The following is a 19,100-nucleotide window of genomic DNA, read 5'->3' as shown; positions in this document are numbered from 1 at the left end:
CCTAGCTTCCCATCCGGCTCTCAAGCCGCTCCACCATTTCGGCGGGGACTTGTGGCTCGGTGAGGCGCCCCAGCATGCGGGCCTTCGTTTCCTTGGGAATGCGGCTGTTGGCTTCCACAAATGCGATCAGCTTTTCGCGGCGTTCTTGGTCCAACTCCACCATTGCGGGGGCTTGGGGGATCTCGCGCTCGCCGCGCAGGGGTTTAACCTTGATACCCGCCCCCAAAAGCTGCGAGCGTTCCGCCACGACTTCGCGACCACGCAAAGCACGGGCGCGAACAATCACGTTGTCACCTTGGCGGCGCAGCACGGTCACTTTGCCGTTTTCAAGCCGGTCACCCTCACTCAAGACCAACACCGCACCCGCCGCATCCACAGCCGTTGACGGGATTACCGCCACGCGTTCCAACACAGGCTCCTCAATCGCAACAGTCACAAAGTCACCTGGGCGAAGGCCGCGTGTATCGTCAAGCTCCGCGAACAGCAGCCGCCCCGTGGTGCCTTCACTCACAGCGGCACTTTCGCGGGTGACCCGCCCTTGAAAGCTAAGGTCGGTGCCCAACACGTCCAGCGTCACCGTAACGGGCGCAGTGCTCAGCGTCCCTTCCTCGTCAATCAATCGCGCGTATTGCGCGGTCGAGACACGGAACGACACTTCCAACGCATCAGGGTCGATCAATTCCGCCAATTGCTCATTGTTCGCGACCAAACCGCCTTGGGCCGTGGTCACGCCCGACAAGCGACCATCGAATGCGGCGAAGACTTCCGTGTCCGCCAAAAGGCGCTCTGCGTTGGTCAGGTTGATATGGCGCCGGTCAATAAGGGTTTGCGTCTGATTAAACTGCGCCTCGGCCTGCTGAATGGCTTGGCGGCGTGACAACACGGCCTGCTTCGCGCTGGCTTCGGCCAATTCCGCCGTCTCAACGGAGGCCTCTGTCCCAACACCGCGGGTCTTCAAGTCACGTTGGCGCTGGAGTGCGCGGTCGCGCAGTGCCAACTGCTCTTGTGCAGCGATCAAGTCGTCCCCTGCCAACCCCAAAGCGTTGCGCGTGTCGATCAAGTCGGCTTCGGCCTCAATCAGGTCTGTACGGGCGACATCTACCGCCGTTTGCGCGTCCGCGGGATCAATTCGCGCCAAAAGCTGGCCCTCACGAACCGCGCCCCCTTCTACGAAATCTGGGGACAATTCGACCACGGTGCCACCTACAGGCGCGCGCAGGAATAACGTCCGGCGCGATCGCACCTCACCAAAGCTGGTTAAGATTGGTGTAACCGTCGCAGGTTCCAGTTCCACAACATTGACCGAAAACACACGCTCGCGTGCGGGACGCGAAACGCTCTCTCTCGCCCACCGCTCTTGAAGGGAGCCGTAGATCGTGTGCCCGCCTACGGAAAGCAGGGCGACAGTCAACGAAACTAAGAATATGCCAACAAGGCATCGACGGAAAAAGCGCATTAGAAATTAGACTCCGAAATTCACCAATGAATGTACGCGCTAACGCGCGCAAAACCAACGTCATTGACTTAAACGTGTCGTTTCGTCACTTCCGTCGCTTGTGTTCGTCTAATCTTGGAAAAATTTCCACAAAGTTGCAGGGACGGTGGCGATAATCCAATTGTAGCGACAATATTTCGTCCCAAGCGTCCTTGCAGGCCCCCGGGCTTCCCGGCAACGCAAACAGATATGTTCCGTTGGATACCCCTCCCGTTGCGCGGCTTTGCACCGCCGAGGTCCCGATTTTATTCATGGAGACGATGGTGAACACCGTCCCGAAGGCTTCGATCTCTTTCTCGTAGACATCGCGGTGCGCCTCAACGGTCACATCGCGCCCCGTCAGCCCCGTGCCGCCGGTGGTCAAAATCACGTCGATGTCGGGATTGGCGCACCATATGCGTAGCTGATCGGCGATCTGTTGGCGCTCGTCCTTCAAAATCATCCGATCAGCCAGCATGTGCCCTGCCCCTTGCAGACGATCCACCAAGGTATTGCCGGATTTGTCGTCTTCCGGTGTACGGCTGTCCGACACTGTCATCACAGCAATACGGACAGGCACGAATTCCCTTGTGTCGTCTATTCGGGTCATTTTGGTTTTCAATCCCTTGTTAGCACGGGCTCATCACAGGTATCCGCTTAGGACCCAAGACGTTTTGGAAATGTTCCTCGCTGGCCGTCACGCTCAGGTTGTCGACAAAGCTCTCCACAAAGTCAGCCGGCTCGCCGGTGCAGTTTTCAGGAATAATAGTAGTGCTTTCACCCTTAATAAGCATCTCAATTGCGGATCTTACGGCCACCAGATCGCGTCCCTCGGGCATAATCGGCACATTGTTTTCAGCGTAAAACCTAGCGATTCCGCCCAACAGGTTGTCGAGAGCTGCCCGCTCGCTCGGGTTCACCGAGAGTTCGCATTGGCGGTCCATCGCGGACGCATGCACTGCGATCATCATCCAGCAACCAACCGCACCTTGGTCAGTCCCGTCGAAAGCCTCGTAACTGGTCGGACCATTTGGCATTCTTTCGCGGATGATCGTCACCCCATGGGTCACCACCTCATCTTGCGACCCGGCCTCCTCGACCAGCTTCTCAAAGTCCGTGTCTAGCGCAGTTTGCGCCGCAGCCGGACCGGCCAACATCAAAGCCATTACTAGCCATTTCATACACCTAATCTCCCCTTTAGGTTTAACAAATCCTCCCAAGCCTCCCGCTTGGAATGTGGTGTCCGCAGCAGATATGCTGGGTGCAGCATCGGTAAAACTGGCTTGCCGAGCGCCTCCGTCCATGTGCCACGCAGTTTTGTGATGCCCTTACTCCCCAACAGAGCTTCACAAGCTTGGTTCCCCATCAATACCAAAACCTCCGGCTTCGCCAAGGCGATGTGCCGCGTCAGGAATGGCAACATCATCGCCACGTCCTTAGGGTTTGGGTCACGGGTTTGCGCGCGCCAAGGCAACACGCTGGTTAGATATATCGGGTTCTGCGCATGGTCGCGCCCATGATCAATCGCACCGAACATGGCGTCCAAAAGCTGCCCCGCCACGCCAACGAAGGGCGTGCCCTCGCGGTCTTCCTCGCGGGTGGGCGCGTCGCCAATCACCATCACCTTGGCCCCAACGGTCCCGCCGCTAAATACCAAATTGCGCGCGCCGTTTTTCAAATCACAATGGGTAAAACTGCTCATCGCGGCCTTCAAGCCGTCCAAATCCTGCGCCCCTTGCGCCAGCTCGCGGGCAACGGCGACAGGATCGGGGCCTTGCTGCATAACGACAGGCGCCGCGTCAGCAGGTTTGGGCTTGGCCATTTTCGGGGCTTCTTTGGGCACGTCATAGCGGTTGATCGGCACGTTCCCGATCGCTTCATCAGCGCCAAGGTCCACATGCCAATCTAACAGCGCCTTGGCCGTGTGAAAGTCTAGTCCCGATTCCATAAGCGCAAACTAGTCTGGCAGCCTCAATCCGACAATGGTTTAACGATCACAACTGCAACAGGCCTGCCATACCTGCAGTAAACGCCCATTCCTAGGTGGTCTTGCCCGACTGCCCGCACGCCCCTATAACCCCATAAAATTACGATGAGGGCCACCATGACATTCCGCGCGAAGCATCTGCTAGGGATTGAGCATCTTGGCCCCGATGAAATCACCACACTTCTTGATCTCGCCGACCAATACGTCGACCTGAACCGCCGCGACGTGAAGCACTCCGACACGCTTGCGGGGCTGACGCAGATCAACATGTTCTTCGAGAACTCCACCCGCACCCAAGCCAGCTTCGAAATTGCGGGCAAGCGTCTAGGCGCAGATGTGATGAACATGGCCATGCAGGCCAGCTCCGTGAAGAAAGGCGAGACGCTGATCGACACCGCCCTGACCCTAAACGCCATGCATCCCGATCTGTTGGTGGTGCGCCACCCGCACTCTGGTGCGGTGGATTTGCTGGCCCAAAAGGTCAACTGCGCCGTGCTGAATGCAGGCGACGGCAAGCACGAACACCCCACGCAGGCCCTGCTGGATGCGCTGACCATTCGCCGCGCCAAGGGACGAATCCACCGTCTCTCCATCGCGATTTGCGGCGATATTGCGCACAGCCGCGTGGCACGCTCCAACATTATGCTTTTGGGCAAAATGGAAAACCGCGTGCGCCTGATCGGGCCACCTACTTTGATGCCGACCGGCATGGAGGAATTTGGCGTTGAGGTCTTCGAGGACATGCGCGAAGGCCTACAGGACGTCGACGTGGTGATGATGCTGCGCCTCCAGAAGGAACGCATGGACGGCGGCTTCATCCCGTCGGAGCGCGAATACTACCACCGCTACGGGCTGGACCCCGCAAAGATGGCCTACGCCAAAGACGACGCCATCATCATGCACCCCGGCCCGATGAACCGCGGCGTGGAGATCGACGGCGTGTTGGCCGACGACATCAACCGCTCGGTGATCCAAGAGCAGGTTGAGATGGGCGTCGCCGTCCGCATGGCCGCAATGGAATTGCTGGTCCGCACCCGCCGCGAAGCTGCGGCAGAGCAAGGGGTGATGGTTTGAGTGCCACTGACACCATCATCTGGCGCACGTCGGGCAAAGTGTTCCTGAAACGCGCCGTTTTTGGGTCTGTGATCATGGCGGGAATGATCAACGGTTTCGGGTTGTTTTCTGGGCTAATGTCCTTTGACATCGCCTCTCTTCTAGCCAGCCTAGCGTCCATCGTAATCTCGGCCGCCTTTTACATGTTGGTCTTTGATGAATGGCAAAACTGGAACAGACGTCGAAATGAAGAATGGCGTTTGTCGAAATTCACACTGGGTTTCCGTGATACCGGGCTCAGCATCGAATACGACGACCTCCAGCTTGTTGACATTAAATCCGTCTCGCTGAGCTTTTGGCTCGGGGTTCGCGTTCGAATGACCGATGGTCGTGCGTTCATGATGAGCTATCTCCCGAACCCCAAGCAGGTACAGGCAGAGATCGAGCAGCGCGCAACTGCGCTTCAATCGGAGGCAAGCAGATGAGCGATCCCAAAGACCCCCGCATGTCCGGCAAAATCGCGACCTATGCGTTGCTGGGCATCTTTGCCTTCACTGGCCTGATGATCTGGTTGGGGGGCTGAGGGCGTGGCGAACTTACTTGAGGTCTCTAAGCATGAAACGGGCGTGCTACGTGTTTTCCAAGTGACGGACGACGTGGCACTCCCTTACTCCATGAAAGGCGATTGTGAGAACTTGGAGCGCGCCATGGGGGGCACATCCTTAAATCCGCAAGAGATGCAGCACATAAGCGCGGGCGAGCTGTCTGACGCTGACTTGGAAACCCTGCTGGTCGACGGCTATGACATCGCACCTGCCTCGATCAATCTGTCAGAGATTCCACATAAGTTGTCTTCTATCCTACTCGTCCGAAGTGCTGCATTTGAAAACAAACCAGCCACGCTACACTTGACCGACAACGCCAATTTGGTCGCGGCCTTCACCGAGGGCAAAGCCCCTGCCCCGCAGTTTACTCCGCTAGAAAGCGACGCCGCAAAAGGCGTGTTGGACGGCCCCGTCCCTGAGGTCAAAAAGGGGCGCAGCTTTGGCGATCGAATGGCACTCACCGCACTGGCGGCGCTCGTTTGCGCCGTTGCCGTGCTCTACACATATTACATAGGGTTCTGATGGCTGACTTGCTTCTTACCAACGCAAAACTGATCGACCCAGAGGCCGGAACCGAGACGCTTGGCTCGGTACTGATCAAGGACGGGCGGATTAACGAAATATTACCGCAAGATGTTGATCTGAATGACAAAAGGTTCCCCACGGGGAACGTCGTGGATTGCGGCGGCAAATACCTCGCCCCCGGCATCATCGACATCGGCGTGAAGGTTTGCGAGCCCGGCGAGCGGCACAAGGAAAGCTTCCGCACCGCGGGCTTGGCGGCGGCGGCAGGCGGGGTCACAACCATCGTCACCCGCCCCGACACCATCCCCACCGTGGACACGCCGGAAACTTTGGAATTCACCAAACGTCGCGGCGCGGAAATGGCGCCTGTGCGCATCGCCCCGATGGCGTCCCTGACCAAAGACCGCGCTGGCCGCGAGATGGTCGAGATGGGCTTCTTGATGGATGCCGGCGCAGTGGCCTTCTCGGACGGCGACAATGTGGTGACCGACAATAAAGTGCTCAGCCGCGCGATGACCTACGCGCGCTCCCTTGGGGCACTGGTGATGGGCCACCCGCAAGACCCGATCCTATCTAAAGGCAGCGCTGTGACCTCCGGCAAGTTTGCCTCGCTACGGGGCCTTCCCGCCGTATCGCCTATGGCGGAGCGCATGGGGTTGGAGCGCGACGTGGCCTTGGTCGAGATGACGGGCGTGCGCTACCATGCGGATCAAATCTCCACCGCGAAGTCCCTACCCGTTCTGGAACGCGCCAAGGCGCAAGGGTTGGACGTGACCGCAGGTGTCTCCATCCACCACCTTACGCTGAACGAGCTGGACGTGGGCGACTACCGCACCTTCTTCAAGGTAAAGCCGCCTTTGCGCTCCGAGGACGACCGCATGGCCATGGTGGAGGCCGTGGCAAGCGGTTTGATCGATGTGATCTGCTCCATGCACACCCCGCAAGACGAGGAAAGCAAACGCCTGCCGTTCGAGGAGGCCGCCTCCGGTGCCGTTGCGCTGGAAACCTTGCTGCCAGCCGCCATGCAGTTGCTGCATTCGGGCGGGATCGACCTGCCGACCCTATGGCGTGCCCTGTCGCTGAACCCCGCCAAACGGTTGGGGCTAGAAGGTGGCCGTTTGAGTGTAGGCGCACCGGCGGACTTGGTGCTGTTTGACCCAGGCGCGCCCTTTGTGATGGACCGCGAGACGCTGCGATCCAAATCCAAAAACACCCCGTTTGACGGACAACGTATGCAAGGTCGCGTGTTGCGCACCTTTGTTGGCGGCGAGGAGGTTTTTACCCATGCCTGAGATCGTAACTGCCCCTTACCTTTTGTTCTTCGTCGCCGTAGCGTCTTACTTGCTGGGGTCGATCCCCTTCGGCTTGGTGATAATCAGGCTGATGGGTTTGGGCGATCTGCGCCAGATCGGGTCAGGCAACATTGGTGCTACGAATGTGCTGCGAACCGGATCGAAACCCGCCGCATTGGCCACTGTGTTGTTGGACGCTGGTAAGGGCGGCATCGCCGTATTGCTCGCCCGGATATTCATAGGCGAGGACGCGGCCCAACTGGCAGGGCTTGCGGCCTTCATCGGCCATATCTTCCCCGTCTGGTTGAACTTCAACGGCGGCAAAGGCGTTGCAACCTACCTTGGCACTTTATTGGCACTGTCGTTCTTTGCGGGTTTCGCCGCTTGTATGACTTGGCTCGCCGTCGCGCTGGTTTTCCGCATCTCGTCGCTGGCAGCTCTGGTGGCGGCGGCGCTTATGCCGCTTTGGCTGAACCTCATGGGGCTGCCGAGCTACATCATTCTGACGGCCTTGCTAGGGGCGTTGATCTGGATGCGCCACGCGGACAACATCCGCCGAATACTTGGCGGCACTGAAAAGAAGATTCAGCTTAAGAAGGGGTAACCCGATGGGACCAATCCAAGCACTCAAGAGCTGCATGTCGAAGTCTTTCCGGTGGAAAGGGCGCGCATCACGGTCTGAGTTTTGGTGGTTCGCCCTGATTTACTACGGGGGGCTGGCTGGCTGCTTGACCTTCTTTGCCGCCACAATCACCGAAGGAGAAGAAGGAGGTGTAGGACCCTTTGTCCTTTACCTGCTGATCATGTTCTTCCCGTTCATATCCGTCCTTGCCCGCCGATTGCACGACAAAGGGCTAACTGCGTGGCTGCTGCTATTGGGGCTGGTCCCTTTTGGGCAGATCGCCTTGATCATCCTCGCCATGTTGCGCGGCGATGACGGGCCAAACGGCTATGGCCCTGATCCATTGAAAGACAGCAAGCCAGAGCCGCTCAGCTACGGTAGCTCCCGCGTGCCATTGGTGCGCGACGACGACTAGTAAGCGTACTCGTCGTAGATGCGGCTTAGATCACCGTTCCATTCGCCGTGGTACTTCGCCAGCAACTCGTCCGCGGGGGTTTGGCCCGTCTCGATGCTTTCTTTCAGCGCATTGAGGAAATGCGTCTCGTCGGGGACCAAGCCACCAGCGCCCGGTTTGGCGCGCGCCTTTAGGCCCGCCTCGGAGATGTTGACCACCTCCCGCGCGAGGTCGATCATTTTCAGCCCACCGACTTCGGCGGCCAACCCATCAACGGAGGCGGCAACACGCCATGCCTCGCGGGTTTCTGCGTCCCAACCTTTGGCCACATCCCAAGCCGCATCCAACGCGGTTTGGTCGTAGCACAGGCCAACCCAGAAGGCGGGCAAGGCACATAGACGACGCCATGGGCCGCCATCGGCCCCGCGCATTTCCATGAACTGCTTGATACGCGCCTCTGGGAATACGGTTGTCAGGTGGTCCGCCCAATCAGACAGCAACGGCTTTTCGCCGGGCAGTGCGGGCAGCTCCCCTTTCAGGAAGTCGCGGAAGGACTGGCCCAAGGCGTTGATGTATTTGCCGTCGCGGTAGACGAAATACATCGGCACATCGAGCACCCATTCGGCCCAAGCCTCAAAGCCCATGCCTTCGTCAAAGACGAAAGGCAGCATGCCTGTGCGGTCGTCATCAAGTGCGCGCCAAATGCGCGAGCGCCATGATTTGTGGTTGTTGATTTTGCCCTCAAAGAACGGCGAATTCGCGAAAAGTGCCGTGGCCACAGGCTGCAACGCCAAGGCAACGCGCATCTTTTGGACCATATCGGCCTCGGAGCCGAAATCGAGGTTCACCTGCACAGTGCAAGTCCGGCGCATCATGGCGGTGCCCATGGTGCCGACTTTTTCCATGTAGTTGTTCATCAGCTTGTAACGGCCCTTGGGCATGAGGGGCATTTCTTCATGCGTCCATTCCGGTGCGGCACCCAGACCGATAAACTTTACGCCAATCTCGTCGGAGACGGCTTTGACTTCCGCCAGATGAACATTCACCTCGTCACACGTCTGGTGAACGGTTTCCAAAGGCGCGCCTGACAGCTCCAACGCACCACCAGGTTCCAGCGAGACATTGGCTCCCTCTTTGGTCAGGCCGATAAGGTGGCCGCCCTCTTCCACAGGGGCCCAGCCGAAGCGGTCGCGCAGCCCAGATAGGACAGCGTTGATCGACCGCTTACCTTCATAGGGCAGCGGCATATGGGTGTCTTGGCAGTAGCCGAATTTCTCGTGCTCAGTGCCGATACGCCAATCTTCCTTGGGCTTGCAGCCATCAGCCAGCAATTGCGCCAGTTGCGAATGATCAGTGATAAGGCCGCCGCCGGATTGTGGAATGGACATGTCGTTGGCTCCGTCTGGCTACTGAGATGTGTAGGGGTGAGGCGATTTGCGGGGGATGTCAATGCAGACGCGCGGGCTCTTTTGCCCAGATCACAAAGCTGTCATTCTCGGTTGCCTCCATGGCACGGATTGCGGCTTCAAAATCAACACCTTTTAGCGGGGATAACGCATCAAACAACTGCGCCGCCCCTTCGGCAGAATTTGGTATGAGCAGTTTGGTGCCGCCGTTTTCCTCAAACAACCAATGCACATCGTCCGCGTACGGGCCTTGGTCGCTTGTGATGATGGTGACGCGGGCGAGATCATTGATCGACACGGCCCCGCCGCCTGATGGGGTGAAATATGTGATTTGGCGCTCATCCACTTCGACCACTCCGGGGCCATCTTGGGTGGCTGTTGTGATGCGCGTGCGACGCCATGAAGTCCACGCCACAACCCCGCCGAACAAGGCCAAGACGGCCCCAACCGCCTTAAGCAGCAGGTCCCCGTAAATTATGCCCCAAGCGCCCAAAGCGACGAAGCCGACCCCCAGTAGCAGCTCATGGTGCCGCCAAAACAGCTCGCGGACCTCCGGGCGGATCATGCCCAATCCCCAAGGGCCGTTTGCCACAGCGCCAATGCCGCCACCGCTGCGGTATCAGCGCGCAAGATACGCGGGCCAAGGCTGATTGCGTGGCTGTTGGGATGCGCGCGCAGGGTGTCGCGTTCGCGCGGCGAAAACCCGCCTTCGGGGCCGATTATGATTGCCCAAGGGCCTGCGGGTAGCTCGGTTAGGTTGGAGGGTTGTCCGACCATGGATTCGTCACAGAACAGGATTTTGCGATCCTCGGGCCAGCTGTCCAACATCGCGGCCAGCTTTTGGATATTCGCGACCTCAGGCACATATGTCCCGCCGCATTGCTCGGCGGCCTCAATGGCGTGGGCTTGCAACTTGTCCTGCCTGATGCGGTCAGAGTTGGTGTATTCGGTCTGCACGGGGAACACCTTGGAAGCGCCCATCTCGGCCGCTTTTTCCACGATGAAATCCGTGCGGGCCTTTTTGATCGGGGCAAACAGGAGCCAAAGGTCGGGCGGCATTTGCAGGGGCAAGGTTTGCGTCTCACAGACCACCATGCCACGGCGCTTGGCGGCGTCCACGACACGGCATGTCCATTCGCCATCCTGCCCGTTAAACAAGGCCACCACATCGCCCACGCCGAGGCGCATAACGTTGAAAAGATAATTCGCCTGCGGCTGCGTCATTGGGACTGAATTGCCCTGTCCCAATGGGTGCTCTACAAACAACCTGATTTTTGCGCGTTCCATGAGGCCGAACATATGAGCGACACACGCCAATTGCCAGAGGGCCAATTGCCAGAAGGCCAAGTCATTGATGCGGTTAAGGGCAACTGGGTCGACACATGGGCCCCTGCCGCAACCCGCCCCTATCTGCGGCTGAGCCGTGCGGATCGCCCAATTGGGACTTGGCTATTGCTGCTCCCTTGTTGGTGGGGCGTGCTTTTGGCGGCGGCGTCCGACCCTGCGGGGCTGGACTGGTTCGATCTGTGGATCATCATCGGTTGCGCCTTGGGCTCCTTTTTGATGCGCGGCGCGGGATGCACATGGAATGACATCTCGGACCGCAAACTTGACGCACAGGTGGAGCGCACCAAGTCACGCCCCCTGCCCTCCGGCCAAGTCACCGTGAAGGGCGCCGTCATTTGGATGGTGGCCCAAGCGCTGATTTCCTTTGGCATTTTGCTGACCTTCAATGTCGCCGCCATTGCGCTTGGCGTCTTAGCCTTGCTGCCCGTCGCCATCTACCCGTTTGCTAAGCGGTTCACATGGTGGCCTCAGGTTTTCCTTGGGGTGGCCTTCAACTGGGGGGCCTTGCTGGCATGGACCGCGCACACTGGCTCCTTGGGCTGGGCACCGGTTTTATTGTACCTCGCGGGCATCGCTTGGACCTTGTTCTACGACACGATCTACGCCCATCAGGACAAAGAAGATGATGCGCTCATTGGGATAAAATCCACCGCGCGATTGTTCGGGGAGAACTCCCTTTGGTGGCTGAGGCTGTTCATGGTGACGTCGGTTTCACTGATGGCCCTGTCGATCATCGTGGCCTTAGTCCCCCACGCCAACGTGATGGCTTTGACGCTGGCCCTGTCTGGAGCTTGGGCGCTAGGCTGGCACATGGCCTGGCAACTTCGCCGCCTTGACACCGATGATTGGGAGGTCTGTATGCGCCTGTTTCGGTCCAACCGCGATGCAGGGCTGATTACTGCGCTGTTTTTCGCCATCGCAGCCTTGCTGTGATTGAACATTCGCGTTGCGCCCGTTAGGACTACATTCGGGCTTAATCGCACCATTAACGATAGACGAACTGTATGAGACTAAAGACTATTGCTGCCTTCACCTCCGCTGCGGCGCTCTCTGTTGGGGGCGCTTGGCTTTCGGCTGGGTGGGTCGAGGCCCGTTCGGCAGAGGTTGTAACCTCCGAGTTAATTGATGGTCGACACGAATGGGCCACAGTCACCACGGATGGTTTGCTTGTGGCCTTGGGCGGCGAAGCACCAGATGAGGCAACGCGCTTCCGTGTGGTTTCTCAGGTCGGCGCGGTGATCGACCCCGACCGCATAGTCGACAACATGGACGTCAAAGCCCGCGCAAAGATTGAATCACCCCGGTTTTCGGTTGAAATGCTGCGCAATGTCGACGGCGTCTCGTTGATCGGGCTGATCCCGCCCTCCGAAGACGGCGATAGCATAACGGAGCAGCTTGAAGACATCGTTGACGTCGCGCGTATTACCGACCTTCTGGAGACCGCCAGTTATCCGATTCCGCCCAACTGGGAGGCTGCGTTGGAGTTTTCCATCGATGCCCTTCGTGATCTGGAGCGCTCCAAGATTTCTGTGTCGGCCGACCTTGTCGAGATCACCGCGATCTCTGACAGCCCAGAAAGCAAGCGTCGCATCGAATCCCAATTGGCGCGTAACGCCCCAAGTGGCGTGCGCCTTGCGTTGAACATTTCCGCGCCGCGCCCTGTGATTTCCCCCTTCACCCTACGCTTCACGCTGGACGCCGAGGGAAAAGCAGCGTTCGACGCCTGCTCGGCTTATGACGAGGACAGCAGCTCCCGCATCATTCGCGCAGCGAGCGAAGCCGGAAGCATCGAGAAACCAGAATGCGCAATCGGCCTTGGCGTGCCGTCCCCCAACTGGACCAGCGCCGTTGAAGTGGCAATCGCCGGTTTGAAAGACATTGGTGGCGGCTCCCTGACGTTCTCGGACGCGGACATCACATTGGTGGCGCTGGACACCACAAGCCAAGGCACCTTTGACCGTGTGATCGGCGAAATAGACGCGGCCTTGCCGGACGTGTTCTCCATGCATGCGGTATTGCCCGAGAAAGTCGTCGTTAATGGCACGGGCGCCGTGGAGGCCATTGAATTTGTCGCCACCCGCAGCCCCGAGGGCTTGGTGCAACTTCGCGGACGCCTGCCGGATGACGGCATCGAACAAATCGTAGGCTCCTTCGCGCGCGCCCAGTTTGGGAGCGACAAGGTCTACCTTGCGACCCGCGACGATGCGAACCTGCCACAAGACTGGCCGGTGCGCGTGCTTGCAGCACTTGAGGCGCTGGCCGCCCTAGAAAACGGCAGCGCGGTGGTTCAAACCGATTACGTGGAAATTCGCGGGGTCACCGGCGACAAGAAAGCATCCAACACGATATCGCGCACATTGGCCGACAAGCTGGGCGACGCGGAGAACTTTGAGATCAACATCCGCTACGACGAACTGCTGGACACGCAGCTCGACCTACCAACCCCAGAGGAATGCGTGGCGCGTATCAACACCATGTTGAACGCCTCCAAAATTGTGTTTGAACCCTCCTCCGCGGACATCACTACGGAAGCCGGACGCACAGTCGACCGCATCGCCGAAATCGCAAAACAATGCGAACGGGTCCGCATGGAAATTGGCGGCTACACTGATAGCCAAGGCCGCGAAGAGATGAACACCGATCTAAGTCAGCTGCGTGCCGATTCGGTTCGTGCCGCTTTGTTGTCGCGCCGCGTGCTGACGGGCAACATGACCTCCAAAGGATATGGCGAGGCCGATCCTATTGCCGACAACGACACCGCCGAAGGCCGCGAAGCCAACCGCCGCATCGAGTTCAAACTGTTGACAGACGCCCGTGCGGCGGCCACAGACGAAACCGAAGGTGACGACACTCCAGAAGCAGAGACCCCAAGTGAATAGAACCGAATTTATCATTGCCACCGCCTTCATCCTGTTTCTGGCGTTCTGCGCCGGCTGGTTCACCTGCTGGCTGGTCCAACGTTTCAGCCGCGTGACCACGGCAGATGTCGCGGAATTGGACGACATGGCGAAGGCCCTGCACGACGCGGAAGAAACCCGCGACCAAGCCATCACCTACCTGCAGCAACGCGAAGCGGAACTGACCAACCAATTGGCGCAGACCGAGGCGGAGTTGAAGGCGGCAATGGACGGCCTACGCGACGCACGCCACGAGGCCGAAGAGCTGCGCGGATACATCGAGCGCACCAACCAAGGCGCGTAATTGGGCTATTTCGCCATCTGCTGATCGACCTGCTGCTCTTCATTGATCATCGCTTGCAACTGCCTGCCATCAATTGGCAGATCAATATGGGGCGTTGTCTTGTTGGCCATACCCTTCTGCACGGCATTTAGAACGGCGCGACCCTCTTCAAAGGCGTGCTGCACATCTTCGGTCATCATCTGAGACAACGCTTCGCCTTCGGGGCGGATGTTGCGCAGTTGGAACCAGTAAGAGCGCGGATGTAGGTGGGCCCAAATCAGAAATGGCTGGCGGTGTAATGCTGTCTTCGATTCCACAAACACAGACTCGACTCTGATGCGGCGGGCATTTATTAAGAACAAATCAGGAACATTGAGTGAGTGGCATGTTCGATGGCACCCCACAAAACCAAACCCGGCGGATCATTTCGCTGTGGTTTCCCCGCCTCGCGAGTGACCGTGTGCTTCGCATGCGGGCGGTCGCAGGCCCCTTTGCGCTGACACTCAAAGAACATAACGCAGAACGGATTTATTGTCTTAATCTTGATGCTCTGCAGGCAGGGCTGCATCGGGGCATGCCATTTTCTGATGCGCGGGCGTTTTGTCATGAATTGGTGAGCGCCGAGGCCGATCTGCAGGCCGATCAACGTCTGTTGCTGACCCTGCGCCGCTGGGCCACCCGCTATTGTCCTTGGGTCGGGCTGGAGGGACGCGATGGGCTGACGCTTGATATTACGGGGGCGGCGCATTTGGTAGGTGGTGAAAGCGCCTTGGTGGCTGATATCCGCGGACGGTTGATGCGGGCGGGGTTCTCTGCCGTCGTCGGCTTGGGAGATACACGCGGGGCCGCTTGGGCATTGGCGCGTCACGGCGAAGGGGTAGCAGAGGTCGGAAAACCGCTTGAGGCCTTGGCAACGCTACCTGTGGCCGCCCTGCGCATTGACCCAAAAACCGACGTGGCCCTGCAACGTTTGGGATTGCGGGACATCGGTGCTTTGGCCGCATCCCCCCGCGCGCCATTGGCCCGCCGCTTTGGAGCGGACCTGCTGATGCGGCTGGATCAGGCGCTTGGCGTGCAACCTGAACAGATCACCCCACTGGTTGAGCCGCCCCATTACGCCGTGCGCATGACATTGCCTGAACCGATAGGGCGATCTGATGATGTGATGGCAGGCACCCAGCGGTTGTTGACTCGGCTCTGCGCCAAACTTGCGGCCAATGGCATGGGAGTGCGGGTGCTACATCTGACATTGCGCCGCGTTGATAAGGATGCCCAAGAAGTTGAGCTGCGACTGGCCCGCCCGCTGCAGGATGCGGCGCGCATTCTCCCCTTGTTTGAACGCGGGGTGGGCGAGGTTGATGCGGGCTTTGGGATTGATCAATTGCGCCTGTCGGCTGCGGCGGTTGAAAGCCTGCCGGTACAACAACTCAACCATGAGGCCTCTTCGGGAAAAGACCGGCTTGATGACCTTATCACCCGCATTGGCACACGGATCGGTTTGGAAAACGTCCAGCGGTTTCTGCCTGCTGACAGCCACATTCCAGAGCGCAGTTTTATCATTGCCGCAGCGGCGTTTTCAAAAAGCGCCGGGGCGTGGGTCGCAACACAACCGCGCCCCCTGCGTCTATTTCCACCAGAGGGCATTGCAGGACAGGGGCCACACCCCCCACAGCGGTTTCGCTGGCGGCGTATGGCACTGACAACGGGCCGCGCTATGGGGCCCGAACGCATCATGCCCGAATGGTGGCTTGAGGATGAACGCTGGCGCGCAGGCCTGCGTGATTACTGGCGTATCGACACGCGTGAAGGGCGCAGGCTGTGGATGTTCTACACCCCACAAAGCCCCGCGTGGTTTGTGCAAGGTGAATTCGCATGAACTATGCAGAGCTGTGCGTCACAACCAACTTTACCTTTCTCACAGGTGCGTCACATCCCGAGGAAATGATCGTTCGCGCTGCCGACCTCGGACTAGAGGCGGTTGCCATCACAGATCGCAATTCACTTGCCGGTGTGGTGCGTGCGTATTCGGCGCTGAAGGTGTTGCGCGAAGACAGGGATGACCTGCCCAAACTGATCGTCGGGTGCCGCTTGGTGCTGCGGGACAGCCCCGTGCAATGGCTTGCGTTGCCAACGGATCGCGCAGCGTATCAACGGCTGACGCGGCTTTTAACATTGGGCAAACGTCGTGCGGAAAAGGGGCATTGCCATCTCGATGAGCGTGATCTGTTAGAGCATGGCCATGGTTTGATTTTGATTGCCCTACCGCAGGAACTGCACAGTGCCGCACACGGTATATCGCGGCTGCAAAGGCGGTTTCCTGGATATGTATTTTTGGGGGCCGCGCCCTGTTACGACGGCAGCGATCAGGCCTATTTTAATGCCTGCGCGCATCTGGCGTTACGTTGCTCCACACCGATGGTCGCTGTGGGGGATGTGTTGATGCACCACGGCAAGCGCAAACAACTTGCGGACGTGCTGACCTGCATGCGCGAACATATCACCATCGACCAGATCGGCACGCGCGCCTTGCCGAATGCAGAACGCCGCCTGAAAGGCTATCCCGATATGGCGCGTCTGTTCCGCAATCACCCTGCCGCACTGCGCCGCACGCTTGAGATATCCGCGCGCTGTAGCTTTGATCTGAGCGAGTTGAGCTATGAATACCCTGATGAGATTTCTGACGGTGAAAGCCCGATGGCACGGTTGGGGCGGCTGGCCCATGCGGGGCTAAGCCAACGCTATCCAAATGGCCCTACGGACAAAGCCAAAGCGCAGCTTGAGAAAGAACTCAAACTGATCGCCAAGCTAAACTTCCCCGCCTATTTCCTGACGGTACATGACATTGTGCAATACGCTCGTTCGCAAGGCATTCTGTGCCAAGGGCGCGGATCTGCGGCCAATTCGATTGTCTGCTACCTGCTGGGTATCACCGATGTCAGCCCTGAAACCATCACGATGGTTGTTGAACGTTTTGTCTCTGAACATCGAGGAGAGCCGCCAGATATCGACGTGGATTTTGAACACGAGCGTCGCGAGGAAGTTATCCAATGGATATATCAGCGCTATGGCCGCCACCGCGCAGGGTTATGTGCGACTGTGATCCACTTTCGCTCCCGTGCCGCAATCCGCGAAGTGGGTAAGGTCATGGGCCTTTCGCAGGATGTGACCGCGGGGCTGTCGGGGCAAATCTGGGGCATGTCGAATGGCGGAGCGGACCCCGAACGCATGCGTGAATTAGGGCTGGATCTGAATGATCGGCGGCTTGCCCAAACCATCCGCTTGATTGCTGAAATTATCGGGTTCCCACGTCATCTAAGCCAACATGTCGGCGGCTTTATCATCACCAAGGGGCGACTGGATGAGTTATGCCCGATCGAGAACGCCGCAATGGACGACCGCACGCTGATTGAATGGGACAAGGATGACATCGACGCGTTGGGTATCTTAAAGGTTGATATTCTCAGCCTTGGTATGCTGACCTGCATCCGCAAAAGCTTTGATCTGCTGAAAGAGCACGAACATCAAAACCTGAGCATCGCCACGGTGCCGCAGGCGGACACGCAAACCTATGACATGTTATGTCTAGCAGATGCCGTGGGCGTGTTTCAGGTGGAAAGCCGCGCACAGATGAATTTCCTGCCACGTATGAAACCACGTGAGTTCTATGACCTTGTGATCGAAGTCGCCATCGTACGCCCCGGACCAATCCAAGGCGGCATGGTGCATCCCTATATCAACCGCCGTCAGGGCAAGGAACAGGTACATTTCCCCTCTGAGGCGCTTGAAGGGGTGTTGGGCAAAACGTTGGGCGTGCCATTATTTCAAGAGCAGGCCATGCAGATTGCTGTGGTCGCCGCAGGTTTCACCCCAGAAGACGCGGACAAGCTGCGTCGCTCGCTTGCGACATTTCGCAAGATGGGCACCATTGGCACATTTCGAGATCAATTTATCAACGGCATGCTCGATCGCGGGTATGAGCCTGAATTTGCGGAGCGCTGTTTCGCTCAGATCGAAGGGTTTGGCGAATATGGTTTCCCTGAAAGCCATGCGGCAGCTTTTGCGATGCTGGTTTATGTCTCGGCATGGCTGAAACGGCATCACCCTGCGATTTTTGCCTGTGCGCTCCTCAACTCCCAACCAATGGGCTTTTACGCGCCCGCCCAAATCGTGCGTGATGCCCGTGAACACCAAATTGATGTGCGCCCGATTTGTGTGAACGCCAGCACATGGGACAACAAGCTTGAGCGTCGATCTGACGGGGCATTAGCCCTACGTCTTGGTTTTCGCCAGATCAAAGGGTTTCGTGAAGAGGATGCGAATTGGATCGCCGCGTCACGAGGCAACGGGTATCTTGACCCCGAAGCGGTCTGGTTGCGCGCGGGTGTTGCACCTGCTGTGTTGGAAAAATTGGCAGAAGCTGACACTTTTTCCAACATGGGTCTGACGCGACGGGACGCGCTTTGGCAGGTGAAAGCTTTGCGCAGCCAAAATCCGTTGCCATTGTTCAACGACCCGATTGACGGCGAAATGCTGAGCGAGCCAGAAATGATGCTGCCACCCATGCATTTGGGCGAAGAGGTGGTTGAGGATTATGTCTCAACCCGCCTGACGTTGCGCGCACACCCGATGGAGCTGTTACGCCCGTCAATGGCGAACATCACACCACACGCCCAACTGGCCCATGTGCCACTGGGGCAATTAAGCGTGTGCGGTTTGGTCATTACCCGTCAACGCCCCGGGACAGCGGCTGGGGTGATTTTTCTGACACTTGAGGACGAAACTGGCGTTTCCAACATTGTCGTCTGGCAAACCGTCTACAAGCAATTTCGCCGCGCTGTCATGGGGGGACGATTGCTGCGTGTCACAGGTTATCTGCAACGCGAAGGCATCGTCGTCCACCTCATCGCGCAATCGATAGAGGATATGTCGCACAAGCTTTCTGATCTTGGGCACCCGATGGACGACGCTATTGGGGTTACCCAATCTCAGGCAGATGACGCACCACGCCCGCAAAAACCACAGCCCCGCGCCATGCACCCACGAGATCAGGCCAAACGGTTGTTCCCTAGCCGAGACTTCCATTAATCGTCAAAGGTTGGGTTAACCCGACACAAAACCCACCAATGGTATAAACCTCCAGCACAACTGGCGTCCCTTTCGGAACCGGATTGCCATCCTTGTCGTAGACATTCAGGGAGTGTTTTACGTAAAAGTA

At 58.4% G+C, this 19,100-nt stretch carries 19 protein-coding genes; 11 read left to right on the top strand and 8 right to left on the bottom strand.

The window, feature by feature from the left end; genetic code table 11:
* Nucleotide 1: 1 nt before the first annotated feature.
* The 4 genes from ABJN86_RS09745 to ABJN86_RS09730 form a co-directional block, all read right to left on the bottom strand.
* Entirely contained in the window at nt 2-1,456 is a 1,455-nt protein-coding gene (locus tag ABJN86_RS09745) for an HlyD family efflux transporter periplasmic adaptor subunit (RefSeq protein ID WP_348366692.1), read from the bottom strand.
* Between the two features lie 85 nt (nt 1,457-1,541).
* Nucleotides 1,542-2,084 (bottom strand): molybdenum cofactor biosynthesis protein B, encoded by a 543-nt coding sequence (moaB, locus tag ABJN86_RS09740; RefSeq protein ID WP_348366690.1) that lies wholly within the window; start codon nt 2,082-2,084, stop codon nt 1,542-1,544.
* A gap of 19 nt (nt 2,085-2,103) precedes the next feature.
* Entirely contained in the window at nt 2,104-2,655 is a 552-nt protein-coding gene (locus ABJN86_RS09735) for a hypothetical protein (RefSeq protein WP_348366689.1), read from the bottom strand.
* Complete coding sequence (locus ABJN86_RS09730) at nt 2,652-3,422, bottom strand: uracil-DNA glycosylase (RefSeq protein WP_348366687.1); 771 nt, start codon at nt 3,420-3,422, stop codon at nt 2,652-2,654. The genes ABJN86_RS09735 and ABJN86_RS09730 overlap by 4 nt, the downstream gene beginning before the upstream one ends.
* A gap of 156 nt (nt 3,423-3,578) precedes the next feature.
* On the opposite strand from ABJN86_RS09730, the gene ABJN86_RS09725 reads away from it, so the two are divergent.
* The 6 genes from ABJN86_RS09725 to ABJN86_RS09700 all read left to right on the top strand — a co-directional run bounded on the left by ABJN86_RS09725 (nt 3,579) and on the right by ABJN86_RS09700 (nt 7,973).
* Nucleotides 3,579-4,535 carry an aspartate carbamoyltransferase catalytic subunit gene (locus ABJN86_RS09725; protein WP_348366684.1) on the top strand — a complete coding sequence of 319 codons (957 nt, stop codon included), beginning with the start codon at nt 3,579-3,581 and terminating at the stop codon, nt 4,533-4,535.
* Complete coding sequence (locus ABJN86_RS09720; protein WP_348366682.1) at nt 4,532-4,999, top strand: hypothetical protein; 468 nt, start codon at nt 4,532-4,534, stop codon at nt 4,997-4,999. Before ABJN86_RS09725 ends, ABJN86_RS09720 begins: the two co-directional genes overlap by 4 nt.
* 102 nt (nt 5,000-5,101) lie before the next feature.
* Entirely contained in the window at nt 5,102-5,641 is a 540-nt protein-coding gene (locus ABJN86_RS09715) for a hypothetical protein (RefSeq protein WP_348366680.1), read from the top strand.
* On the top strand, nt 5,641-6,936 hold the full coding sequence (pyrC, locus tag ABJN86_RS09710; protein ID WP_348366678.1) for a dihydroorotase: 1,296 nt from the start codon (nt 5,641-5,643) through the stop codon (nt 6,934-6,936). Before ABJN86_RS09715 ends, pyrC begins: the two co-directional genes overlap by 1 nt.
* Nucleotides 6,929-7,540, top strand: a complete 612-nt coding sequence (plsY, locus tag ABJN86_RS09705) for a glycerol-3-phosphate 1-O-acyltransferase PlsY (protein WP_348366677.1) — start codon at nt 6,929-6,931, stop codon at nt 7,538-7,540. The genes pyrC and plsY overlap by 8 nt, the downstream gene beginning before the upstream one ends.
* 4 nt (nt 7,541-7,544) lie before the next feature.
* Entirely contained in the window at nt 7,545-7,973 is a 429-nt protein-coding gene (locus tag ABJN86_RS09700) for a DUF805 domain-containing protein (RefSeq protein ID WP_348366675.1), read from the top strand.
* On the opposite strand, the gene ABJN86_RS09695 is transcribed toward ABJN86_RS09700, so the two are convergent.
* The 3 genes from ABJN86_RS09695 to ABJN86_RS09685 are packed head-to-tail and all read right to left on the bottom strand — an operon-like array spanning nt 7,970 to nt 10,645.
* Nucleotides 7,970-9,340 carry a glutamate--cysteine ligase gene (locus tag ABJN86_RS09695; protein WP_348366673.1) on the bottom strand — a complete coding sequence of 457 codons (1,371 nt, stop codon included), beginning with the start codon at nt 9,338-9,340 and terminating at the stop codon, nt 7,970-7,972. The genes ABJN86_RS09700 and ABJN86_RS09695 overlap by 4 nt on opposite strands.
* A gap of 58 nt (nt 9,341-9,398) precedes the next feature.
* On the bottom strand, nt 9,399-9,923 hold the full coding sequence (locus tag ABJN86_RS09690) for a hypothetical protein (RefSeq protein ID WP_348366672.1): 525 nt from the start codon (nt 9,921-9,923) through the stop codon (nt 9,399-9,401).
* The gene (locus ABJN86_RS09685; protein WP_348366670.1) at nt 9,920-10,645 is read right to left on the bottom strand and encodes a 16S rRNA (uracil(1498)-N(3))-methyltransferase; all 726 of its coding nucleotides are present in this window, start codon (nt 10,643-10,645) and stop codon (nt 9,920-9,922) included. The genes ABJN86_RS09690 and ABJN86_RS09685 overlap by 4 nt, the downstream gene beginning before the upstream one ends.
* Before the next feature lie 12 nt (nt 10,646-10,657).
* Between ABJN86_RS09685 and ubiA the strand changes: the two genes are divergently transcribed.
* From ubiA to ABJN86_RS09670, 3 genes are all read left to right on the top strand, one after another.
* Nucleotides 10,658-11,638, top strand: coding sequence for a 4-hydroxybenzoate octaprenyltransferase (ubiA, locus tag ABJN86_RS09680; RefSeq protein ID WP_348366668.1), 981 nt, complete (start codon nt 10,658-10,660; stop codon nt 11,636-11,638).
* A gap of 71 nt (nt 11,639-11,709) precedes the next feature.
* Nucleotides 11,710-13,584, top strand: coding sequence for an OmpA family protein (locus ABJN86_RS09675; RefSeq protein ID WP_348366667.1), 1,875 nt, complete (start codon nt 11,710-11,712; stop codon nt 13,582-13,584).
* Nucleotides 13,577-13,906, top strand: coding sequence for a hypothetical protein (locus tag ABJN86_RS09670; protein ID WP_348366666.1), 330 nt, complete (start codon nt 13,577-13,579; stop codon nt 13,904-13,906). The genes ABJN86_RS09675 and ABJN86_RS09670 overlap by 8 nt, the downstream gene beginning before the upstream one ends.
* 5 nt (nt 13,907-13,911) lie before the next feature.
* On the opposite strand, the gene ABJN86_RS09665 is transcribed toward ABJN86_RS09670, so the two are convergent.
* Complete coding sequence (locus ABJN86_RS09665; protein WP_348366665.1) at nt 13,912-14,202, bottom strand: hypothetical protein; 291 nt, start codon at nt 14,200-14,202, stop codon at nt 13,912-13,914.
* A 68-nt stretch (nt 14,203-14,270) separates the two neighbouring features.
* Here ABJN86_RS09665 and ABJN86_RS09660 point away from each other — a divergent pair, with 68 nt between their 5' ends.
* Together ABJN86_RS09660 and ABJN86_RS09655 are read left to right on the top strand one after the other, a co-directional pair.
* Complete coding sequence (locus tag ABJN86_RS09660; RefSeq protein ID WP_348366932.1) at nt 14,271-15,761, top strand: DNA polymerase Y family protein; 1,491 nt, start codon at nt 14,271-14,273, stop codon at nt 15,759-15,761.
* Nucleotides 15,758-18,970: an error-prone DNA polymerase gene (locus ABJN86_RS09655; protein WP_348366663.1), complete on the top strand. Its 3,213-nt coding sequence runs from the start codon at nt 15,758-15,760 to the stop codon at nt 18,968-18,970. Before ABJN86_RS09660 ends, ABJN86_RS09655 begins: the two co-directional genes overlap by 4 nt.
* Nucleotides 18,971-19,100 lie beyond the last annotated feature (130 nt).

Origin of the sequence: Litoreibacter sp., from assembly GCF_039974535.1 — a bacterium.
In the GTDB taxonomy this organism is placed as follows: domain Bacteria; phylum Pseudomonadota; class Alphaproteobacteria; order Rhodobacterales; family Rhodobacteraceae; genus Litoreibacter.
Note: the sequence above shows the minus strand (reverse complement) of the source record. Positions and strands in the feature narration are given on the sequence as shown.

Bases quoted from the DNA above. Each gene is read 5' to 3' on its own strand.
- ABJN86_RS09745 (WP_348366692.1), bottom strand. From the start codon at position 1,456: ATGCGCTTTTTCCGTCGATGCCTTGTTGGCATATTCTTAGTTTCGTTG.
- moaB (WP_348366690.1), bottom strand. From the start codon at position 2,084: ATGACCCGAATAGACGACACAAGGGAATTCGTGCCTGTCCGTATTGCT.
- ABJN86_RS09735 (WP_348366689.1), bottom strand. From the start codon at position 2,655: ATGAAATGGCTAGTAATGGCTTTGATGTTGGCCGGTCCGGCTGCGGCG.
- ABJN86_RS09730 (WP_348366687.1), bottom strand. From the start codon at position 3,422: ATGGAATCGGGACTAGACTTTCACACGGCCAAGGCGCTGTTAGATTGG.
- ABJN86_RS09725 (WP_348366684.1), top strand. From the start codon at position 3,579: ATGACATTCCGCGCGAAGCATCTGCTAGGGATTGAGCATCTTGGCCCC.
- pyrC (WP_348366678.1), top strand. From the start codon at position 5,641: ATGGCTGACTTGCTTCTTACCAACGCAAAACTGATCGACCCAGAGGCC.
- plsY (WP_348366677.1), top strand. From the start codon at position 6,929: ATGCCTGAGATCGTAACTGCCCCTTACCTTTTGTTCTTCGTCGCCGTA.
- ABJN86_RS09700 (WP_348366675.1), top strand. From the start codon at position 7,545: ATGGGACCAATCCAAGCACTCAAGAGCTGCATGTCGAAGTCTTTCCGG.
- ABJN86_RS09695 (WP_348366673.1), bottom strand. From the start codon at position 9,340: ATGTCCATTCCACAATCCGGCGGCGGCCTTATCACTGATCATTCGCAA.
- ABJN86_RS09690 (WP_348366672.1), bottom strand. From the start codon at position 9,923: ATGATCCGCCCGGAGGTCCGCGAGCTGTTTTGGCGGCACCATGAGCTG.
- ABJN86_RS09685 (WP_348366670.1), bottom strand. From the start codon at position 10,645: ATGGAACGCGCAAAAATCAGGTTGTTTGTAGAGCACCCATTGGGACAG.
- ubiA (WP_348366668.1), top strand. From the start codon at position 10,658: ATGAGCGACACACGCCAATTGCCAGAGGGCCAATTGCCAGAAGGCCAA.
- ABJN86_RS09675 (WP_348366667.1), top strand. From the start codon at position 11,710: ATGAGACTAAAGACTATTGCTGCCTTCACCTCCGCTGCGGCGCTCTCT.
- ABJN86_RS09660 (WP_348366932.1), top strand. From the start codon at position 14,271: ATGTTCGATGGCACCCCACAAAACCAAACCCGGCGGATCATTTCGCTG.
- ABJN86_RS09655 (WP_348366663.1), top strand. From the start codon at position 15,758: ATGAACTATGCAGAGCTGTGCGTCACAACCAACTTTACCTTTCTCACA.